This window comes from Paraglaciecola sp., from assembly GCF_051252315.1.
Taxonomy (GTDB): Bacteria; Pseudomonadota; Gammaproteobacteria; order Enterobacterales; family Alteromonadaceae; genus Paraglaciecola.
This window is the reverse complement of record NZ_JBPOFP010000051.1, coordinates 13,678-32,785: the sequence shown is the minus strand read 5'-3', so window position 1 is coordinate 32,785 and position 19,108 is coordinate 13,678. Positions and strand designations below refer to the sequence as shown.

The window sequence follows — 19,108 nt, the reverse complement described above, 5'->3', positions numbered from 1 at the left end:
GTTGAAATGCACTCTTTAACACAATTGTTAAATTTAAGTACTGATGATCCTATTTGGGGTGAACTTAATGACTTGTTAAGCAAACACGTAGAAATTAGAGCCGATATAGAAAACCGCTACATGGAGTTTCCTGATTTAGATAGGGCCATGCATATGCTTATTTTACGTGCCGCTAATAATAGATTTACTAGTCAGTTTTTCGATATAATTTCTTTCATTTGTCACTATCATTATCAATGGGATAAGTCTGGAGAATTAGAGCGTTTTACCGTGGCTATGGATGAGCATATTGATTTACTAAAAAATTTATTAGCTAGAAATAGTGTAGGTGTAATTGCCAGCATGCAAGCTCATTTAAGCACAGCCGAGTCAACATTGTTAAGTTGTGTAGAGGATATTAAATAATAGTCCAACTTTGTCAAATTAAATTTAGTCACATTACATAAGTACTGATAATTATTCGCTATATATTTGACATTACATTGACATTAACGATTCAAATAATAGTCTTTAGTTAGTCATTGAGCCACAGAGTTAAATTAATGTAACTTGTGGCACATTTCGTCTTTTTAAAAAACGACTCATGTTTTTTAGACATATCAAAAATATTCGGTCATCGCTTATCGATGATGCTCAATATCAACTCACCTAATTGACTAAAAGATCAGATGAGTCGTAGTAATTAGTTCTATAAATAGCTATCTTATTTCTTATATGAAACGTTGAGTTGTATATGAGGTAGTGGTAAGGTGGGTGTGTATTTTAATAAATAAATAGGCAGTTTTATGAGTGGCGTAACGGAATCTAACCAAAACTTAGGAGCTATAAGTGGTGAGGGGGCACGCCAAAAGACTCCAGTGATTGCTAAACAAGCTTTGATTCCTTTTATATTGGTCGCGCTACTATTCCCTTTGTGGGGCTTTGCAAACGATATTACTAATCCGTTAGTAAAAGCCTTTAAAGATATATTTTTAATTAGTAATGCTCAAAGTAGTATGGTGCAATTTGCGTTCTACTTAGGTTATGGAATTATGGCACTTCCAGCAGCCATCTTTATTCGTAAGTACTCTTATAAGTCCGGTATTTTACTTGGCTTGGCATTATACGCTGTAGGTGCGATATTATTTTTACCTGCGAGTATGCTTGGAGAGTTTAATTACTTCTTAATTGCTTTGTGTGTTTTAACGTGCGGATTAGCTTTGTTAGAAACAACTGCTAACCCATACATTTTATCAATGGGAAGCCCAGAAACTGCTACACAGAGACTTAATTTAGCTCAGGCGTTTAATCCTATCGGTTCTCTTACAGGTATGTGGGTCGCGTCGACCTATATTTTAAATCAATTGCAAGTAGAGGAATTTAGACAAGCTGAACGTGCTGCACATCCTGAATACGCACAGATGCTACCGTCTAAAGTCGATGGTGAATTGACGAAAGCCTTGGTTGAATTATCTCAAAATCAGCCTGTAGCGCACAGTGCTATGCAAGCAGCAGATCTGAATACGGTAATGTGGCCTTATATAACCATTGCGTGTGTGGTAATTGGTTTGTTTGTTTTATTTGCCTTGGTGAAGTTGCCTAATACCATAAATCACGCTTCACCTCTCACCTTACAAGAATTAAAAAACACCTTGGGTCGTTTATTATCCAATGATAGTTATCGGGAAGGCGTAATAGCTCAAGCTTTATATGTTGGAGCGCAAATTATGTGTTGGACGTTTATTATACATTATGGCGTGATTTCAGTCGGATTAACAGCCGGTGAGGCTCAACAGTATAATATGATTGCTATGTTTATATTTTTGGCGAGCCGGTTTATTTGTACTTTCTTGCTAGGGTTTATAAGGCCGGGGCATTTATTAATGTTGTTATCGGCTGGCGGGATAATGAGTTTAAGCGGTGCAATTTATTTAGGTGGTATGCTTGGGCTTTATTGTCTAATTGCTACATCGGCGTGTATGTCTTTAATGTTCCCGACTATATACGGAATAGCGTTAAACAAGTTAGGTGATGACGCTAGTATAGGTTCAGCTGGTTTAGTGATGGCTATAGTGGGGGGGGCGCTAATGCCACCTCTGCAAGGTACGATTATAGACGGTGAAGCCTGGATTAGCTCAATCCCATCAGTGCAAATGTCATTTATTTTACCTTTGTTATGTTTTATTGGTATAGCAATATATGGATATAGAACTAATTCTCGACACGGCATATAGCAACCGATAGCTGTTAAATTGTTATTGCTAGTTTCACCTAAAATTAAGGGGAGCTAGCGTTAACAATTGTCTTTATGTGCATTGGATAAAACTAAACCTTGTCTGTAATTTCAAATTTAATTTTAACGTTTAACTTTATTTTTGTAGGTATAAGACCAATTCCAATAAATAACTTTATACTTAGAACCATCCAGCGTTTTTTTAACAAGCAGTAATTGTGAGTTACATATCTTATTTTAATGGGGATTATATAACCCATCAATTATAAGCAAACTTTTATTATACTTTTAAAGTTTAGTCCTATTAGGCATAATAACGACTAGGTATTAGTGGTGGTTTTAAAATATTCTTAACAATGGAAACAAATAAAAACAAGTACGCTGCACCCGCTCTTGACAAAGGCTTCGAAATCCTTGAGTTGTTCGCGAAAGAAAAAGTTCCTATGTCTTTGGCATTGATTTCAGAAAAATTAAATCGGTCGAAAAGCGAAATTTTTCGGATGGTAACGACACTCGAACAACGAGGTTATTTAAGTAAAAATCCAGATTCAGATTTCTTTTTTATTTCTAACAAGCTCTTTGACTTAGGAATGAGCGTTCCGCCAACAGGTACATTAATAGAATCTGCCTATCCCTTGATGCATGACTTGAGTACCTCTACTCAATGCAGTTGTCATTTGGCTGTTGTAAGTTGTGAGCGGATGGTCGTCATTGCTCGAGTTGAAAGCCCTTCGTCCGTTGGTTTGTCAGTCCGTATCGGGCACAATTTAGATCTCTATGAATCTGGCTCAGGGCTTATCTTGTTATCTTCTATGGGAGAGAAGCAAAAACAGTCCTTGTTTGAGCATTATCGGAAAAGTCGTTCAGATTTTGATGCTGACTTGTGTGAATCTTATATTGAACAAATTATAAAAAATGGTTATATCAAAACAGAAAGTGAAATTATCGAAGGCGTTGTAGATTTGTCTTTCCCAATTATGTTGAGTCAGCGGGTAGTGTTAGCCAGTTTAACAGTGCCCTATTTAACAGGACGTTTTAGTCACGCAGATATATCTGAAACTTTAAATGTGTTGCGCTCTACATCAGAAAAAATATCGGCGCTTGCAAGTAGCTATGGGGGCATTTAAGTCGTCCACAGTAATCTTATTTGTTCAGAGAATATAAATTTTAATATCCTCTGAACAAAGTAAAAAGTTACTTATTTTTACTAGTCGGGCAATAGTTAACCACGGATAGTAATTGTTCACCTAGTCCCTCTATACCCAATTTTACACTATCCCCATTGTTTAAAAAAATTGGAGGCGTTTGACTCATTCCAACACCAGATGGCGTGCCTGTAGAAATAATGTCACCAGGCTGTAAACTCATAAATTGGCTTAAATAACTGACAATGAAGTTAGGTTTAAAACGCATGTACTTAGTATTGCCACTTTGATAGCGCTTACCATTAACTTCTAACCACATATGTAGTTGAGTGATGTCAACAACTTCTTCCTTTGTCACTAACCAGGGACCAATAGGACCAAAAGTGTCACAGCTTTTGCCTTTACACCATTGTCCTTGGTGTTCGATTTGAAAAGCACGCTCAGATATATCATTAATTAAACAATAGCCAGCAATATGTTTTTCCGCATCAATTTCATTAACATAAGTAGTTTCAGCACCTATCACAATACCAAATTCGACTTCCCAATCTAACCTCTTGCTATATTTGGGTTTAATTATTTTATCGTAGGGGCCTGTGATTGAACTTGTTGCTTTCATAAAAACAATGGGTTCTTTTGGGAGCTGTATGCCAGTTTCAGTAACACGATCACTGTAATTCTGGCCTATACAAATAAACTTACCAACTTTACTAACGCAAGGTCCAATTCGCAGTTCGGAAGATAATACCGGCAATTGAGACAAGTTCGTTTTAGCAAGAGCTTCAAGTGAGTTTTCTGATAGATATTCTCCTTCAATATCTCTAACAAGTGAAGAAATATCACGAATTCTATTTTGATCATCTAAAACCGCTGGTTTTTCTTGATTTTTTGGGCCAACCCGTAAAAGTTTCATATAGACATAGTTAGTTATTGATGGTGACAAAGCCGCCATCAATTGGAAAGTTACTACCTGTGATAAAAGACGCTTTATCAGAGCATAAATATTCAATTAAATCGGCTACTTCTTGCGGAGTTCCCATACGTCCAATAGGTTGGCTATTTGATAATTTTTCAAACATTTCGGATTTGTTTTCTGGATAATTTTTATCTAAGTATGCATCTACAAAAGGCGTATGAACACGACCAGGAGAAACGCAGTTACAACGTATTCCTTGGTTAATATAATCGCGTGCGATAGAGTAAGTCATTGTCAATACAGCGCCTTTTGACATTGAATAAGCAAATCTATCCTCGATGCCTACAGATGATGCGATAGATCCAATATTAATAATTACACCGTATTTTCTTTTGCTCATGCCTTCAATTACGGCATGAATACAATTGTAAACACCTTTTACGTTAACCTGATAAACTTGGTCGAGGTCCGATTCTGTAGTTTTTTCAATATTACCAATAAAGCCTATGCCGGCATTATTTACTAAAATATCGATGGGGAACTCTTTCTGAATATTACCAAAAAGTTCTGTGACTGTGTCATGTTCTGCCACATTTAACGAGTAAGCACATGCTTGACCGCCATGTTGCTGAACAATCTCAACCGTTTCTTCGGCAGCCGATAAGTTTAAATCAAATACAATTACATGATGTCCAGCATTAGCTAATGCTAAACAAATACTGCGACCTATACCACTCCCGCCACCTGTAACAGCGGAATTTTTAACAAGTTTCTCAGTCATGATTTAAATCCAAAATAATGTTTTGTATTTGATATGGTATATTTTGGCAATAGTTTGTCAATAGCAATAATTAGCTTATAAATGTTGCCTGTTTGTTTTGTGTTTTGTTTATGTCGGTTAAATCCGTTGATTTATAGTCTAGGATCCTCTTGCTTTACTAAATGAATTCTAATTTTGGGAAAAGCTTTGAGGTTATTTATTTAACGTTTTATTTACAATAGTGGCGTTTAGGCATGTGGTTATAAATTGACCATGAAAATGTTGAGTAATTGAAATTTACAAAGGATGTTTTGCTAAAAATCACCTCAAAAATAAAGAAGGTTGTCTCTGAGTTGTTGAGGTGTTTACACTATTTTATCTTAAATCTGATACTTATTTATTAATCTTTTGAAATTGTGTCTCATATTTAAAATATCATTTGACCGATCTTTTACTCCAATGTAGTTTTATATGTAAAGAACAATTATTGAATTGTAAGAGGTTGCATGAGAAGTTCAAATAAAATTATTAGCTTGACGACGAAAGATATTCGATTTCCGACGTCTGAAAATTTAGATGGTTCAGATGCCATTAATAAAGATCCGGATTATTCAGCTGCGTACGTAGAATTAACAACAGAACGCGGTAACAAAGGGTATGGACTTTTATTTACCATTGGCCGTGGCAATGATGTTTGCTGCACAGCGATAGAATGTATGGAGCATTTAGTAATTGGTTACGATTTGAATGACATTATGTCTGATATGAATACCTTTTATGATCAACTGCGCTCGGATAGCCAGTTGCGTTGGTTAGGGCCAGAAAAAGGCGTTATTCATATGGCGGCTGGTGCTATTGTTAATGCTGTTTGGGATATGTGGGCTCGTGTGGAAGGCAAACCATTATGGCGTTTATTATCAGATATGGAGCCAGATCAGTTTGTTAATTGCTTAGATTTACGATACGTATCTGATGTGTTGACTAAACAAGAAGCATTAGACATGGTACGCAAAAATCAAGCGACTAAGCACGAGCGTATTAAATATATAGAGGATAATGGTTATCCATCTTATACCACATCTGCCGGTTGGTTAGGGTACAGCGACGAAAAATTAGCGAGGTTAGCTAAAGAAGCTGTTGACCAAGGCTTTAAGCATATTAAGTTAAAAGTAGGCCAAAGCTTAGAGGATGATATTCGACGTTGCAGTATCGCCCGTGAGGTTATTGGTGATGATATTAAGCTCATGATAGACGCCAACCAAATTTGGGAAGTTGATACTGCTATCGATTGGGTGAATGCGCTAGCAGAAACAAAACCATGGTTTATTGAAGAGCCAACTAGTCCAGACGATATTTTTGGTCATAAACAAATAAAAGATAATATCGGTGATGTTATGGTTGCGACTGGTGAACACTGTCAGAATCGTGTGATTTTCAAACAATTCATCGCTAACGATGCCATAGATATAGTACAAATTGACTCGTGTCGATTAGCTAGTGTTAACGAAATATTAACTGTATATATGATGGCAGCTAAGTATGGGAAGCCTGTTTGTCCACACGCTGGTGGAGTAGGGTTATGTGAATACGTTCAGCATCTATCTATGATTGACTATGTGCAAATCTCTGCAGACTTAACTGACCGCGTAGTTGAGTTTGTTGATCATTTACACGAACACTTTGAAGATCCTTGTATTATCAAAGATGGCGCTTATGTAGCACCTACAGAGCCAGGTTACAGTATAAAGATGTTTGCTGAATCATTAGCAGAATATACCTATCCCAATGGCGGGCAATGGAAAAAACGTTTAAAAAAAGTAAGCTGATTATATCAGCGAACCATTGTCAAAGTGGCTTAGTATAATTAAGACTTAGCGGGATTTTTAAATTCGTTTAATTAGCCTGCTAAATATTATATACCGTCAGTAATTTAATACTTTCTTAAAGCTTATAAAAATTGAGTGTGGGCAAGTGATAACACAGAAAAATATTGGTAAGACAGATATTAAGGTGTCTACGTTGGGTTTTGGGGCTGCATCAATTGGAAACTTGTTTAAAGAAGTTTCTGAGAATGAAGCGGTCAGTACTATGAAGTTGGCTCTAGATTCAGGCGTTAATATGTTCGATACGGCTCCGCGATATGGGTTAGGGTTGAGCGAGCGTAGAGTTGGAAATCTTTTACGGGAAGTGCCAAATTCGGATTATGTACTCTCCACTAAAGTTGGCAGAGTGTTGACTCCAGATGTTAACGCAGATGTTACGAAACTACGTTATGACTTTGCCTCACCTATGCCGTTTGATGCGCATTATGATTACACCTACGACGGCATTATGCGTTCATGGGAAGATAGCTTGCAACGATTAGGTTTAGCCCAAATCGATATATTACTAGTACATGATATTGGTGAATTTACTCATGGAGAAAAAGATGCTTATTATTATCAACAATTGCGCTCTAGTGGATATAAAGCGTTACATGAGCTGCGTGAACAAGGGCTTATAAAAGCAGTAGGGTTAGGTGTAAATGAATCGCCTATTTGTGAACGAGTTATGGATATCGGCCAATTTGACTGCTTTTTACTTGCTAGCCGTTATACGTTGTTGGAACAAGAACCATTAGATTCATTTTTGCCTAAGTGTCAGCAACATGGGGCATCAATTATTTTAGGTGGGCCTTATAATTCAGGTATTTTGGCGACAGGTGTAAAGGGCAGCAGTACACCATTATATGATTACGTAGAAGCGCCCAAGCATATTATTGATAAAGTTGAGCAGATTGAAAATATCTGTGATGAATATCAGGTACCTTTAGCGGCAGCAGCGTTGCAATTTCCTTTAGCTCACGAGGCTGTATCAACTGTTATTCCTGGTATTGCTAATCAAGATCGTATGCAGAAAACACTAGAGTTTTTTAATCATTCTATACCTAGCGAATTTTGGCAGAAGCTTAAAAGGCTAGGGCTAATACGAGAAGAGGCTCCAGTGCCAGCGGATGATGTTGAGTGTGTCTAGTTTAGATGATATTGAGATTGTAGATAGTCACCAACATTTTTGGCAACTAGAACGCGGCGATTACAATTGGCTTAATCCAGAATTGGGAAATCTATACCGAGACTTTTTACCAAAAGATTTTTTGCATGTTACTCAACGCAGTAACATTACGCATAGTGTGCTTGTGCAAGCTGCCGACACCGACGCAGAGACTCAATTTTTACTGTCACTTGCAGAAAGTAACCCTTTTATAGCAGGTCTTGTCGGCTGGATTGATATGGAAGCAGAGCCAAATGAAGCCTGCTTACGACTAACAAAATTAGCTCGACATCCAAAATTCAAAGGTATTCGACCTATGTTACAAGACATAGCTAATGATAATTGGATTTTGTCGCCTAGTTTTAAACCAATATTTGAGTATTTGATAGAGCTAGATTTGAGTTTTGATGCATTAGTAAAAACTCGACACCTAAAAGGCATTGTATTAATCGCTAAGCAATATCCACGTTTAAAAATAGTTATTAATCATTGTGCTAAGCCAGATATCGGTAATCAAGAATATGATGAATGGGCGAAAACCATTGCAGAATTCGAAACGTTAACAAATGTATTCGTAAAAGTGTCTGGATTACAGACTGAAGCGAAGAAACCACAGAAGTTATGTATTTACTATGCAAAGTATTTTAAACATATTCATGCCATTTTCGGCGAGCAAAGAATGATGTGGGGAAGTGATTGGCCAGTTGTAAATATAAATAGTAGTTATAAGGATTGGCTAAAACTTACTGAGGAATTAATTAGTGGCTGGCCGGAACAAGGTGTGAAGCGCTTTTTTTCAGGAACAGCAATAGAATTTTATAAATTGAATTGAACAAATACTAAATACTGGTTTTTATGTGTGTGTGTGTGTGTGTGTGTGTGTGTGTGGGGCGCAAAGGAATGCGCCTTATTTTATTATGCATATTGAGTCTAAAACATCTAAAAACTTGTTAATTTAGCAATAGTTCTATTCACTTATTTTAAGAGGTGAAAAATGAAACTTTTACGTTACGGCCCGAAAGGTCAAGAAAAACCAGGTATAATTGATAAGAACGGCGATATAAGAGATTTATCAACTGTAATTGACGATGTTAATGGAAGTACTTTTCAGGCTGAAGTAATGGCTAAGCTAAGTTTAGTTGATCTTGAATCTTTACCATTGATTGCTAAGGATACGCGAATTGGATCCTGCGTGGATAATGTAGGTAAGTTCATTTGTATTGGGCTAAATTATGCCGATCATGCTGCAGAATCTAATATGCCTATACCTAAAGAGCCTGAAGTGTTCTCTAAATTTACTAGCGCAATTAGTGGTCCTAATGATCCCATTATTAAACCCAAAAATAGTGATAAGCTGGACTGGGAAGTAGAATTAGCGATAGTTATTGGTAAAGAGGCTAGTTACGTTGATGAACAGGATGCTGACGACTATATAGTTGGGTATAGCGTATGCAACGATGTTTCAGAACGTACTTTTCAGTTAGAAAAAGGCTCTCAGTGGGATAAGGGTAAAGGTTGTGATAGCTTTGGTCCATTAGGTCCATACTTAGTAACAAAAGACGAAATTTCCGATGCGACTAACTTATCTATGTGGTTAGAGGTTAATGGAAAGCGTTATCAAAATGGTAGTACTAAAACTATGATTTTTAAGCCGGCCTTTATTGTTAGTTATCTTAGTCAATTTACGACTCTTTATCCTGGAGATATTATTTCAACAGGTACTCCGCCAGGCGTAGGTTTAGGACAAAAACCACCAGTGTATTTAAATGTAGCCGATAAAATAGAGTTAGGTATAGAAGGTTTAGGTACACAAACTCAAACTGTAGTTGCAGCTAACTAGAGATTGGTCACACGGTACAAATAAAAGGCTGCTTCGAATTGAATTATTATTAAATTAATCTCCCAACCTTTTTTAATTGTTGGGGGCTAATGTTCAAGGTGGTCTTACTTGTTTTCTGAAACGCCCCGCTAATTTTATTTAAACTAAAGCACTGAAAATTATTAAAGTCATGATTCTTTATAGGCCCTAGGGTAATGAGTTTTTAAGATCAAAAATTTTAGTTAATTTGCACCATTTTTCGCCAGCTTTTGCCCATTTCAGTGGTTTTTGATATGTCCACATTAACCTTTCCCATTCTTCACTAATTTCTTGTCCTTCAGCACTTTTAGCTGGTGCATTAGGATCAAAATTTTCAGTGGTTTCCATTAACATAAATAGTCGATCTCCAATGTGATAAATTTCCATATCTAATATTCCTGCTTCCTGAATATTTTTTGTAATTTGTGGCCAAATATTTTCGGCTCTATGGTATTCAATATATTCAGCAATTAAATCTGAATCATCTTTTAAATCTAAAGCTAAACAGTAACGTATCGATTGCGTCATAAATTATTCTCCAAAGTGTAAATAGTGAAAAGTATAAAAGTAGGGTAGAAAGCAGGTTTAACTAAGTTACCATTTAAGCTTAATACTGAGATAGTTAAGACAATATTTCTATTCTTACCGGTAATAGTGTACTTTCTGCGTAATCCTTTGTTTGGTAATAAAGAACGAATGAAAGTGAAATTAGTTGTTATAGAATTTATGCCTGTACCTAATAGGATTAAGGTGTTTCTGTGATTAGCTAGCATGAGTTTTAGAAAATAGTGAGTTGTTTAATAAAATACTCGAGGCTAATGTAGGTGACATTGAGTTAAACTTACGAGCTTGTTTTTACATGAACTAAGTAAGGGCTTTTAAACGTATGCAGTTAACTCCAGCCAAAATGGTAATTGACTGGAGTAAATTCATACTATTTCTTTGCTTTATATCGGCGGAATAGACCAGTGCTAACCATGAATAAAGAGAACAGCCAACCAATTGAGCCTCCACCACGCTCAATTTCGACCGCTGGTTTTTCAGTTACCGGTGCTGTTACCGTTAACTCAACTTCTTCAAGTATAGAGCTCAACCCAGATTCATCTGTTGCGGTAACGCCAAACACGTAAGTAGTGGCTTCAGATACAGTTGGAGCAGTGAAACTAAGCATTGGGTTGCTTACATCACCTACATTGATAGGGTCAACTGATAACAGCTGCCATGTATAAGTAAGTTCATCTCCATCAATATCCATACCTTCGGCTACTATGTTAACCATTTCACCTGAAACACCCGATACAGGTAACATAGGGCTTAAGCTCGGGGCTCTGTTTTCATCCTGAGTCGCTAAGAAACCCGGATCTTCAATTTTACCGTTGGCGATACCATCTGCATCATTTACACCACCATCTTCAATGGTTAATTGAACACATTGATTACCTTCAACTAAGCCGTTTTCTTGGTTACCTGAATAGTACGCTGTTGAACCTGGAACAGGACAGTTGCCAAATTCATCTTTCATTGCAGAAGCGATACTGTTGTTATCATCTTCGACAAATGTAAACCAGCCTTCAGTTTGTGTATATTTACGATATTCAGCCCCTTCAGGGATTGAAACATCAGAAATAATGTTCTCAAACTTAGTAGGATCTTCCAAAGTAGGTTTTAAACTGACCTTAATTAAAGGAATGACAACTGAAGCTGAATCGCCGTGTTGCGCCAATCCATCAATAATAAAATTCGATACTGTATTCAATGGATTTTTGAATTTCTGATCAATTTCACCATTAACGCTAATTAAGCCTTCTTCATTTGGCCATAGTGTAGGTGTCCTTGCGATGCTATTAACAATTAACTCATTATCATTATTTCGTTGTGCTTTACCTTCAGCAAATTGGCCAAGCTTTAAGGTATAGCCGCCACTAACAACAATTGCACCATTACCTGTTGAGTTATCGACACGACCCCAAATATCACCTCGGGCAATATAAAAACGGGAATTATCATGCTCAAATCCAGCAACTTCTTCAGTGTCAGCGATGCCATCCATATCAGAATCGATGCTTAGCGTTGCTGAATCAGTTCTGTCGACAGGTATCATCAAGCTATTACTTGCCGCGTAAGCTTCGGTAGTGTTATTTTCAACCACATCAACCATAAACTCATAACTAAGTGGATCTAACAGAGTTGGATCAAAAATGAAGGTGTTTGACATATCTTCTACATCTGGAACATCTGCCCCTTCAGGCATGTCAACCAGTACATCATGACTGACTGTAAACGCAATATCATGCATATCCGCCATATTAACGTCGTCAACCATCACTGTGACTTTGGCGTAACCACCAGAAGTAATGACACGATTAACAGGTAGGAAGTCAGCAGCGCCTAAAGCACTTTCTTGCTCTATGTAAAGACGTGCTATTGGTACTTGGTTTTCAGCGATAACACTTAGTGTTGTCATTGTATTGTTCAACACATTAACGTGCTCAGACGCGTCTAACTTGATAGTTATTTCATCCCCATGTACAGCATTCTCACTAATATCAATATAAATACTTTCAACTGATTGGGGGATAGTTACAGGAAGATCACCGCTGTTATCTTCTGAAGGACCAGTAACTAACACACTGCCTTCTGTTTCTGTTCCGCCACTCATCACTATATAGTTGAGAGTGGTAGTATCAGCAGGGATATCCCCTAAAACAATCACTGGTATTTCAACTTGTGTTTGACCTGGTTCAACAACAAGTTTAGTCGGTAGTTTAACGACAGGATTGATATTTAAAGTGACGTATTTATTTATTGTAAATCCTTCACTGTCTGTGTGGCTTAGTTCAATTTTGTCACTATAAAGGCCTGAAGCCAGCTTATCATCCATAAAGCTTATATGATCACTAGAAATGGAAACGTCATCATCTAAAACATCCGTAATTACGATCCCCAAGGCTTCTACTTTAACTGAAACTTGTTGTGCTGTAATAGACATTAGATTAGAAGATGCGTCAAAACTGATAGACAACTCTTCATCAGGGAATTGCGGAGCAGTGCAGTCACCAGCAGTATTCGGACAAGCAAAATCAACTAAGTCGTTAAGGCCATCGCCATCGGAATCAGCATTAGTTGGCAAGGTTCCTTGATTAATTTCAACTAAATCGTTAATACCATCATCATCAGAATCGGCTTTAGTAGGGTCGGTTATATGACCAAATAAACCACTAGTTTCAGCATAATTAGACATTCCGTCGCTGTCTGAATCAACTGGTACATCTGAGGCATCGAGCGGATCTGAGCCTGCGCCGGCTTCTTCAGTATCAGCGTAGCCGTCATTGTCATCATCATCGTCTAAATGATCGGGATAGCCATCCCCCTCGTTGTCTGAACCATCATTTGATGGGTTGTTGACAAGGGTAATTTCAATTGGTTGACTGGTGGTTTCACTGTTAGAAGTAGCGTCTACCGTAAGGTTATAAATGGTATCACTACCATTGGCTATGCCGAAGCTCTTAAAGCTCAGTTTACCGTTAGCGTTAATTTCAAATAAATCAGCATCAGTACCTGATAAAGCGTAACTAATGGCATCATTTTCAGCATCAACTACCTCAATGTGTTTAACCATAAGGTCTTCTGGTGCTTGAGAGAATGACACATTTTCAGTAAGGTTATATTGTAATGTTTCCGTACCCGTAGATAATAAATTTAAGCGCATTACTGTCGTACTTGGTGTAATACCTGTACCGCTGTGCTTTTGCACTGACAATACGCGATTAAACTTATCAATATGAAGTTCCATACCTGAAGCTTGGGCCACAGTTGGATCCGCATCACCGATAAAATCGGTAATATCGTAAGGGATTAATGTCCAGACATCATTCACTAAGGTAAAAACTTGAACACTTGTTTGAGCCGCACTGCCATGGTTTACATTGATATAACTTACGTAAGGAACGTCGTTACTGTCAAAATACATATCGGTTTCAAAAGTCTGGGTCCGTTCACCACTATAATCGGTGGCATTGTCAAAAAGAAACCCTTGGTTACCTACTCGTTCCCACGTGGTACCATTCAGTTTAGATACGGCGCCTCCAGCAAGGTCGTGATTAGCGCGAACACCATGGAAATAAATTTCATCTTGACTATTAATGGAGATACCAAACTCAGTATGAAACGCTAAGCCATCTGTCTGTATTGCTTCTTGCGCAACACCATCAATAGTTCGTATATAGGCCACGTTGTTACCGAATAACCCGCCTTTACCACGCCAAAAGAAGTGAATCTCATCATTGCTATCAATTACCCAATCGCCACCTGAAACGTTACCTGCCCAGCCCCGAATATTGGCGTTTAACACCTCTGTTAACCTACCATTTTCTACTCTGTATAGGACACTCTCAGGTCTAGTATTCTGATCATTAAACTGAATATATGGTACATTTTGGCTGTCGAGCTTCATGCGAAGATCAACAAGTGCGATAGTATCAACTGGAGCCGTCATCGAGGCAGTCTCGTTGAAGGTTAGGCCACCATCAGTGCTGGTTTTAAGTTTTACTTCGTTGCCATCAAGGTAGGCCAATAGTAAATTGCCATTTGAATCAACACGTATCCTACTCCCCGTACGTACAACCGACGCTGGAGTAACTGATTGCAGGCCTAAATCACTTATTGCGGCGTCGGCAAAGCTTTTTACTTTAACGAGGTTACTCGGCAATTGAATGCTAGTATAGACGTTACCAGCACTGTCTGTTGCTAATGATCCAAAACTTGAGTCACCTGCAGCTTCAAAAAGAACCTGAAACTCGGTATCTAGTATACTATTTTCGACAAAAACGGGTGCGGCAGCGTTGGCCGTATATACGGGTGCCAATGCTAATATAGCTGCAGCAATTTTAGTATGTTTAAATTTAGTACTCATAATTATTACCATTTTATTTATTCGTCAATGAATAAGCTCGTGCAATACTTGCTAAAGTAGTTTCATCGTCAAATAGTTAAACTTGTTTTATTTGTGCTGGATGCATTTGTGATACCTGCACAATATAGAAAAACTCAAATCAATAAGATTAGAAATGTAATCCTAAACGGATCCCACCCCAATGGGAGGGAACATTATCGATATCGTAATATCGGTAATATCCACCCACTTCAAATTTTCCAAGTAGGAGATAGCTAGCACCAAGTCCCATGTACATTTCCCGGGACGTTTCAGAGGTGGTACTTGTAGTCCAGGCTGGTATTTCAGCTGTACCTATATTGACGGGGACTGAATACTCGCTTTCTAAAAATATAATCCCCACGTCAACTGAAGCCATTAATTTAGGCGCCACTTCATGACGATAGACAACGCCATAGGTATTACCGTTACCGTATTTAGGACCAACATCAGCGAGATCGGCAATTAGATCCGAATCAAATTTTGTGTTTACGGTTAGTGTCGACGTCATGTCACCAAAATCTACATAGCCAGCAGTGAGGGCAATATTCTCTGAGAGTTTGAATCCAACTTCTATTTGGAAGCTAGTACCGTAGTCAACGTCAGACGATAGTATTTGGCTATGTCCCAATGCGTTTAACTGTTTATTGGCTTCGCTTTCTGCATCAGATTCAAAAATACTGCCGATACTCGCTTGTAAATACCAAGGGGAATCAGGTTTAGTTTGCTTTTTATTTTGTGCAGTTACACCTGTTGAACTTAAAAGCATTACGCTGCCAACGAATGTAGTGATTAAATTTGTTTTATGAGTGAACTTCATTGGGCTTTCCTCTTTGTTATACGAGCGCCAAATATTAATGCAATTAGGGCTAACATAGCGCCGCCGAACGAACCACCAGAGCTTGTTTGCTCAATCGTGATGTCTTTATATGATTCTACATTTATACCGATGGCGGGAATTTCATTAAAATTTCGGCCTACCATGAAAATGTTGCCTTTGCCGTCTGATACTTGATACTCCACAAGTACAAATTTAGCATCACCAACCATCGGGGTATAAGTGAAGCCTGTCTGAGTGACTTCTAACTGACCTAGACCTATCTCGCCCGCTTCATTTTTACGAAGTTTTACGGTTTCAGGTAATAGCACAACTTTATCGCCATCAATATCAAATTCATCTACATATCGTGGGTCGAGGATATTAACCGAAATAGGTACTGTTTCTTCAGTTGTATGGTTTGGTCGATTTTGAATAAATGGTGGAGCATCACCATGTTCAATGGTTAGATTAACCGTAAAGCTTTGTGGCTCTTCGTCATCATAGCCGTAAGCTGTAATGGTAAAGCTATAGTCGCCTTCGTCTTCCCAGTCAGGTGTGCCAGAAAGAGAACCTTTGTTAAGGTCAAACGTTGCCCAACCAGGTTGACCAGTAATAGAAAAGGCCTTAGCAGCTTTATACACGGTTTGAAAACTATAATTCTCGTCTTCTTCACCCAAGATGATTTTTTCTATTGATAAAACAATATTCTCATTGACATTGTTAGTATCTTCATCATCTTCATGATTCGGTAGCTTACTTAAATAGGCATCTTGAATTTCACCATCAACGAAAGGAGGCGTAACATCCAAATCGACTTGATTTACAGCGATTGTAAATGGATAGACAAACGCTTCACCATCATAACCATGAGCTGTAATAGTTCCTGTATATGTGCCGGCATCTTCGTAATCTGGCTGACCATCTAACCTACCTGTTAATGGATCAAATTTCGCCCAGTCAGGTTTTGAAACAATGGAGTATTCCTTAACAGCAATTGTTGAGCTAGGTTCAACCGAATAAAGTTCAGCTTCGTCCATTACTTTACTATAAGCTTCTGCAGGTTCCTTGGGAGGAACAGGTATATCAGGGAATTCCGGATCAATATCGCCGTTAAAAACAACATCCATTTCTACGTCATTAATGGTTAAGTTTACCGTTAATGAAATAGGATCTTCAGAAATATCAGCAATAGGATGGGCGGTAATGATGACAGAATAATTGGTTGATTCATCAGCGCCTGTCGATGCACCACCAGAGACAAAGCTAACATTTCCAATTTTACCTTCGGCATTTAAAAAGCCAGTTCTTGGGCTTAAACCATTTGCAATTTCTTGCTCGGTAAGGGTTTCTTCACCAAAGCTGGCAATGCCATCAGGTAAAGTGCCAGTTGTTTCATAACTAGCAATCTTACTTCGTATAGTCTCTAACGGAACTTCTTCATTTTCATTTAAGCTAATACTACAACCTGTATCAGGGCAGGTTGGAAATACGTTGAATGCAAAAGGTCTTAAATCTGAAAATTCTTCAACCTCGTTAAATTGAACGTTTACCGGCAATTCAACTGAACCACTCGCGTTGGTTGCTCTTACTTTGAAGCTGTAGCTTGGTATTTCAAAATATCCAACATTATCGTTAATGCCATCATCGGCAACGGTACCGTTTCTGCCATCATCTATAAATTTAAGCTTAAGTTCATGAGTAGTAGGGTCAACGTCAAATAAATTGGCTACTTGTAAATCATCTTGTAAGATTTCATCGTCGATTAACTCCAATGTCACTGGCGTATCTGATTCAATTTCGAAACGGCCAACTCGACCACTAAATTTAGTCTCATCAGATTGTTCGTCAACACTAAAAACAATCGTTTTACTTGGATCGTTTTCTAGTGCTGCCCGTGCAACTTTTGCTAAATTCTTATGCAAAGCCCCGCTTGTAGTGGTTGAATTTTTATATGTTACATAAGGTCTATTGTAAGAATCGAACGCAATATCATGATCTCTTGGTCTATAATCTACGTTTGGCACAACCACATCATCATTCATTGGCATTTGCTGCCAAGTGGGGGTGAGTACGCCGTCAACTAAAGCTTCACCTAAACGAATCACTCGAGTATAGGCGCCTGGTACAGTGTAACGAGAGTTAAAATCTGAATAGGCTAAATATGGCGTCCCTTTATTATCAATATTAAAAGTTGTAAATAGCGTCCACACTGCGCCCGCGCCTTGTTGGAACTCGGTATTAATGAATGTGCCTAAAACCGTCCAGGCAGCTTCGTTTCTATCTGTGTTTTGCCAATTTGGATCGTCTTCTGGCGGGGTTGGGTCAAACTTGGCCACACCAGACTGTCTGCCATGAGTGTTTATATGAATAAAAGGCACATCATTAGGTCCCATTTCAATGAATACCAGACGGGTGTTAGTGCCTAGTCCACCATTATTTGTCGAAATAGCACGAGAACCAACGGTAGTCCATACTGCAGTGTCTCCCTCTCCGGTGACTGTTTGTATATACAATCCATTAATATCTAAACCGAGGCTCCGGTTAGAGAACATAACATACGGAATATCATTTGAGTCCAATGCAAAATCAGCGAGCAACAAGTTACTCCAGTTGGCAATACCAGATGAACGTGTACCCACACGTGTCCAACTGCTACCATCATATTTTTCTAGATGAGCATCAGCTATGCCACCGTCTTTAAGCGAGGCATGCATTATCCAAGGGTTATCATTGCTGTCTAATCTGAATCGTACAGCGTTAGATGTTGTACCTTCTATTTTTGCAACATCTACCCAAGCACTTGGTTCGCTAGTGATTTCATCCAATGCTAATTTTTTTATAACGACATTACCAACTGCATCAGTATATGCAATATGCACTTCGTTTTTGGAACTAACTCGAAAAGAAACTGTGTCGTTATCTTTTATATACTTGTTGTCATTGGTAATATCATCGCGTACAGCTACATCTGTTATCGCGCCAGTATCGTTTGCAGGGTTAGCCGAAATCCATTGGTTATCGACTAATTTTTTAACGTAAAGCTTACCGTCAAGAGCACGGTCATCTTCTTCCCCAACCTGATGATTTGAGATGTAGGCCGAGTAAGGCACATTATTGTGATCTAAAATAATTTGTTGCTGTACAGCATTGAAATCTGAACTAACACCATAATTAGTAACAATATTATCGTTACTATCTGGTGTATTACTGAAACCTGCGTTTATCATTAAATCAGTTTGTGCTGCTGAGTTCATTATTACAGGTTCTTTCGCACTTAGTTGTGTAACAGCTAGCGCAAAGGGTAGGGCAGATAATACTTTTGCCGCTACTTTTGATTTTTTTAAAATTTTGTGAGCATTCATTTTATAGCTCCCTTCTACTAAAGTAATTTGGATGATTAAATTGTCTATCTTATTTTCTAACGGGTAACTTTTTTA

13 protein-coding genes are annotated in these 19,108 nt (G+C 38.1%); 7 read left to right on the top strand and 6 right to left on the bottom strand.

Going from position 1 to position 19,108, the window contains the following annotated elements:
• From ACSHXM_RS11715 to ACSHXM_RS11705, 3 genes are all read left to right on the top strand, one after another.
• Window positions 1-405, top strand: a 405-nt coding sequence (locus ACSHXM_RS11715) for an FCD domain-containing protein (protein ID WP_435688953.1), incomplete at its 5' end; no start/stop codon positions are given.
• A 380-nt stretch (window positions 406-785) separates the two neighbouring features.
• Entirely contained in the window at window positions 786-2,213 is a 1,428-nt protein-coding gene (gene fucP / locus ACSHXM_RS11710; protein ID WP_435688952.1) for an L-fucose:H+ symporter permease, read from the top strand.
• Window positions 2,214-2,568: 355 nt separating this feature from the next.
• The gene (locus ACSHXM_RS11705) at window positions 2,569-3,339 is read left to right on the top strand and encodes an IclR family transcriptional regulator (protein ID WP_435688951.1); all 771 of its coding nucleotides are present in this window, start codon (window positions 2,569-2,571) and stop codon (window positions 3,337-3,339) included.
• Between the two features lie 67 nt (window positions 3,340-3,406).
• On the opposite strand, the gene ACSHXM_RS11700 is transcribed toward ACSHXM_RS11705, so the two are convergent.
• Both ACSHXM_RS11700 and ACSHXM_RS11695 read right to left on the bottom strand, forming a co-directional pair.
• Complete coding sequence (locus ACSHXM_RS11700; protein WP_435688950.1) at window positions 3,407-4,366, bottom strand: fumarylacetoacetate hydrolase family protein; 960 nt, start codon at window positions 4,364-4,366, stop codon at window positions 3,407-3,409.
• The gene (locus tag ACSHXM_RS11695; RefSeq protein ID WP_435688949.1) at window positions 4,281-5,054 is read right to left on the bottom strand and encodes an SDR family NAD(P)-dependent oxidoreductase; all 774 of its coding nucleotides are present in this window, start codon (window positions 5,052-5,054) and stop codon (window positions 4,281-4,283) included. The genes ACSHXM_RS11700 and ACSHXM_RS11695 overlap by 86 nt, the downstream gene beginning before the upstream one ends.
• Window positions 5,055-5,539: 485 nt before the next feature.
• On the opposite strand from ACSHXM_RS11695, the gene ACSHXM_RS11690 reads away from it, so the two are divergent.
• The 4 genes from ACSHXM_RS11690 (at window position 5,540) to ACSHXM_RS11675 (ending at window position 9,903) form a co-directional block, all read left to right on the top strand.
• Window positions 5,540-6,859 (top strand): L-fuconate dehydratase, encoded by a 1,320-nt coding sequence (locus tag ACSHXM_RS11690; RefSeq protein WP_435688948.1) that lies wholly within the window; start codon window positions 5,540-5,542, stop codon window positions 6,857-6,859.
• A 145-nt stretch (window positions 6,860-7,004) separates the two neighbouring features.
• Window positions 7,005-8,045 carry an aldo/keto reductase gene (locus tag ACSHXM_RS11685; protein ID WP_435688947.1) on the top strand — a complete coding sequence of 347 codons (1,041 nt, stop codon included), beginning with the start codon at window positions 7,005-7,007 and terminating at the stop codon, window positions 8,043-8,045.
• Window positions 8,038-8,895 (top strand): amidohydrolase family protein, encoded by an 858-nt coding sequence (locus ACSHXM_RS11680; RefSeq protein WP_435688946.1) that lies wholly within the window; start codon window positions 8,038-8,040, stop codon window positions 8,893-8,895. Before ACSHXM_RS11685 ends, ACSHXM_RS11680 begins: the two co-directional genes overlap by 8 nt.
• Window positions 8,896-9,057: 162 nt before the next feature.
• Window positions 9,058-9,903, top strand: coding sequence for a fumarylacetoacetate hydrolase family protein (locus ACSHXM_RS11675; protein ID WP_435688945.1), 846 nt, complete (start codon window positions 9,058-9,060; stop codon window positions 9,901-9,903).
• Window positions 9,904-10,089: 186 nt separating this feature from the next.
• Here the strand turns inward: ACSHXM_RS11675 and ACSHXM_RS11670 are convergent, their stop codons facing one another.
• The 4 genes from ACSHXM_RS11670 to ACSHXM_RS11655 all read right to left on the bottom strand — a co-directional run bounded on the left by ACSHXM_RS11670 (window position 10,090) and on the right by ACSHXM_RS11655 (window position 19,033).
• Window positions 10,090-10,449, bottom strand: a complete 360-nt coding sequence (locus ACSHXM_RS11670; RefSeq protein WP_435688944.1) for an L-rhamnose mutarotase — start codon at window positions 10,447-10,449, stop codon at window positions 10,090-10,092.
• 406 nt (window positions 10,450-10,855) lie between these two features.
• The gene (locus tag ACSHXM_RS11665) at window positions 10,856-14,833 is read right to left on the bottom strand and encodes a choice-of-anchor U domain-containing protein (RefSeq protein ID WP_435688943.1); all 3,978 of its coding nucleotides are present in this window, start codon (window positions 14,831-14,833) and stop codon (window positions 10,856-10,858) included.
• A 148-nt stretch (window positions 14,834-14,981) separates the two neighbouring features.
• Window positions 14,982-15,671, bottom strand: a complete 690-nt coding sequence (locus tag ACSHXM_RS11660) for an outer membrane beta-barrel protein (protein ID WP_435688942.1) — start codon at window positions 15,669-15,671, stop codon at window positions 14,982-14,984.
• On the bottom strand, window positions 15,668-19,033 hold the full coding sequence (locus ACSHXM_RS11655) for a putative Ig domain-containing protein (protein ID WP_435688941.1): 3,366 nt from the start codon (window positions 19,031-19,033) through the stop codon (window positions 15,668-15,670). The genes ACSHXM_RS11660 and ACSHXM_RS11655 overlap by 4 nt, the downstream gene beginning before the upstream one ends.
• Between the last annotated feature and the right edge of the window lie 75 nt (window positions 19,034-19,108).

Excerpts from the sequence above, each read along its gene's own strand:
- ACSHXM_RS11670 (WP_435688944.1), bottom strand. The coding sequence starts at position 10,449 with ATGACGCAATCGATACGTTACTGTTTAGCTTTAGATTTAAAAGATGAT.
- ACSHXM_RS11690 (WP_435688948.1), top strand. The coding sequence starts at position 5,540 with ATGAGAAGTTCAAATAAAATTATTAGCTTGACGACGAAAGATATTCGA.
- fucP (WP_435688952.1), top strand. The coding sequence starts at position 786 with ATGAGTGGCGTAACGGAATCTAACCAAAACTTAGGAGCTATAAGTGGT.
- ACSHXM_RS11655 (WP_435688941.1), bottom strand. The coding sequence starts at position 19,033 with ATGAATGCTCACAAAATTTTAAAAAAATCAAAAGTAGCGGCAAAAGTA.
- ACSHXM_RS11665 (WP_435688943.1), bottom strand. The coding sequence starts at position 14,833 with ATGAGTACTAAATTTAAACATACTAAAATTGCTGCAGCTATATTAGCA.
- ACSHXM_RS11675 (WP_435688945.1), top strand. The coding sequence starts at position 9,058 with ATGAAACTTTTACGTTACGGCCCGAAAGGTCAAGAAAAACCAGGTATA.
- ACSHXM_RS11705 (WP_435688951.1), top strand. The coding sequence starts at position 2,569 with ATGGAAACAAATAAAAACAAGTACGCTGCACCCGCTCTTGACAAAGGC.
- ACSHXM_RS11660 (WP_435688942.1), bottom strand. The coding sequence starts at position 15,671 with ATGAAGTTCACTCATAAAACAAATTTAATCACTACATTCGTTGGCAGC.
- ACSHXM_RS11695 (WP_435688949.1), bottom strand. The coding sequence starts at position 5,054 with ATGACTGAGAAACTTGTTAAAAATTCCGCTGTTACAGGTGGCGGGAGT.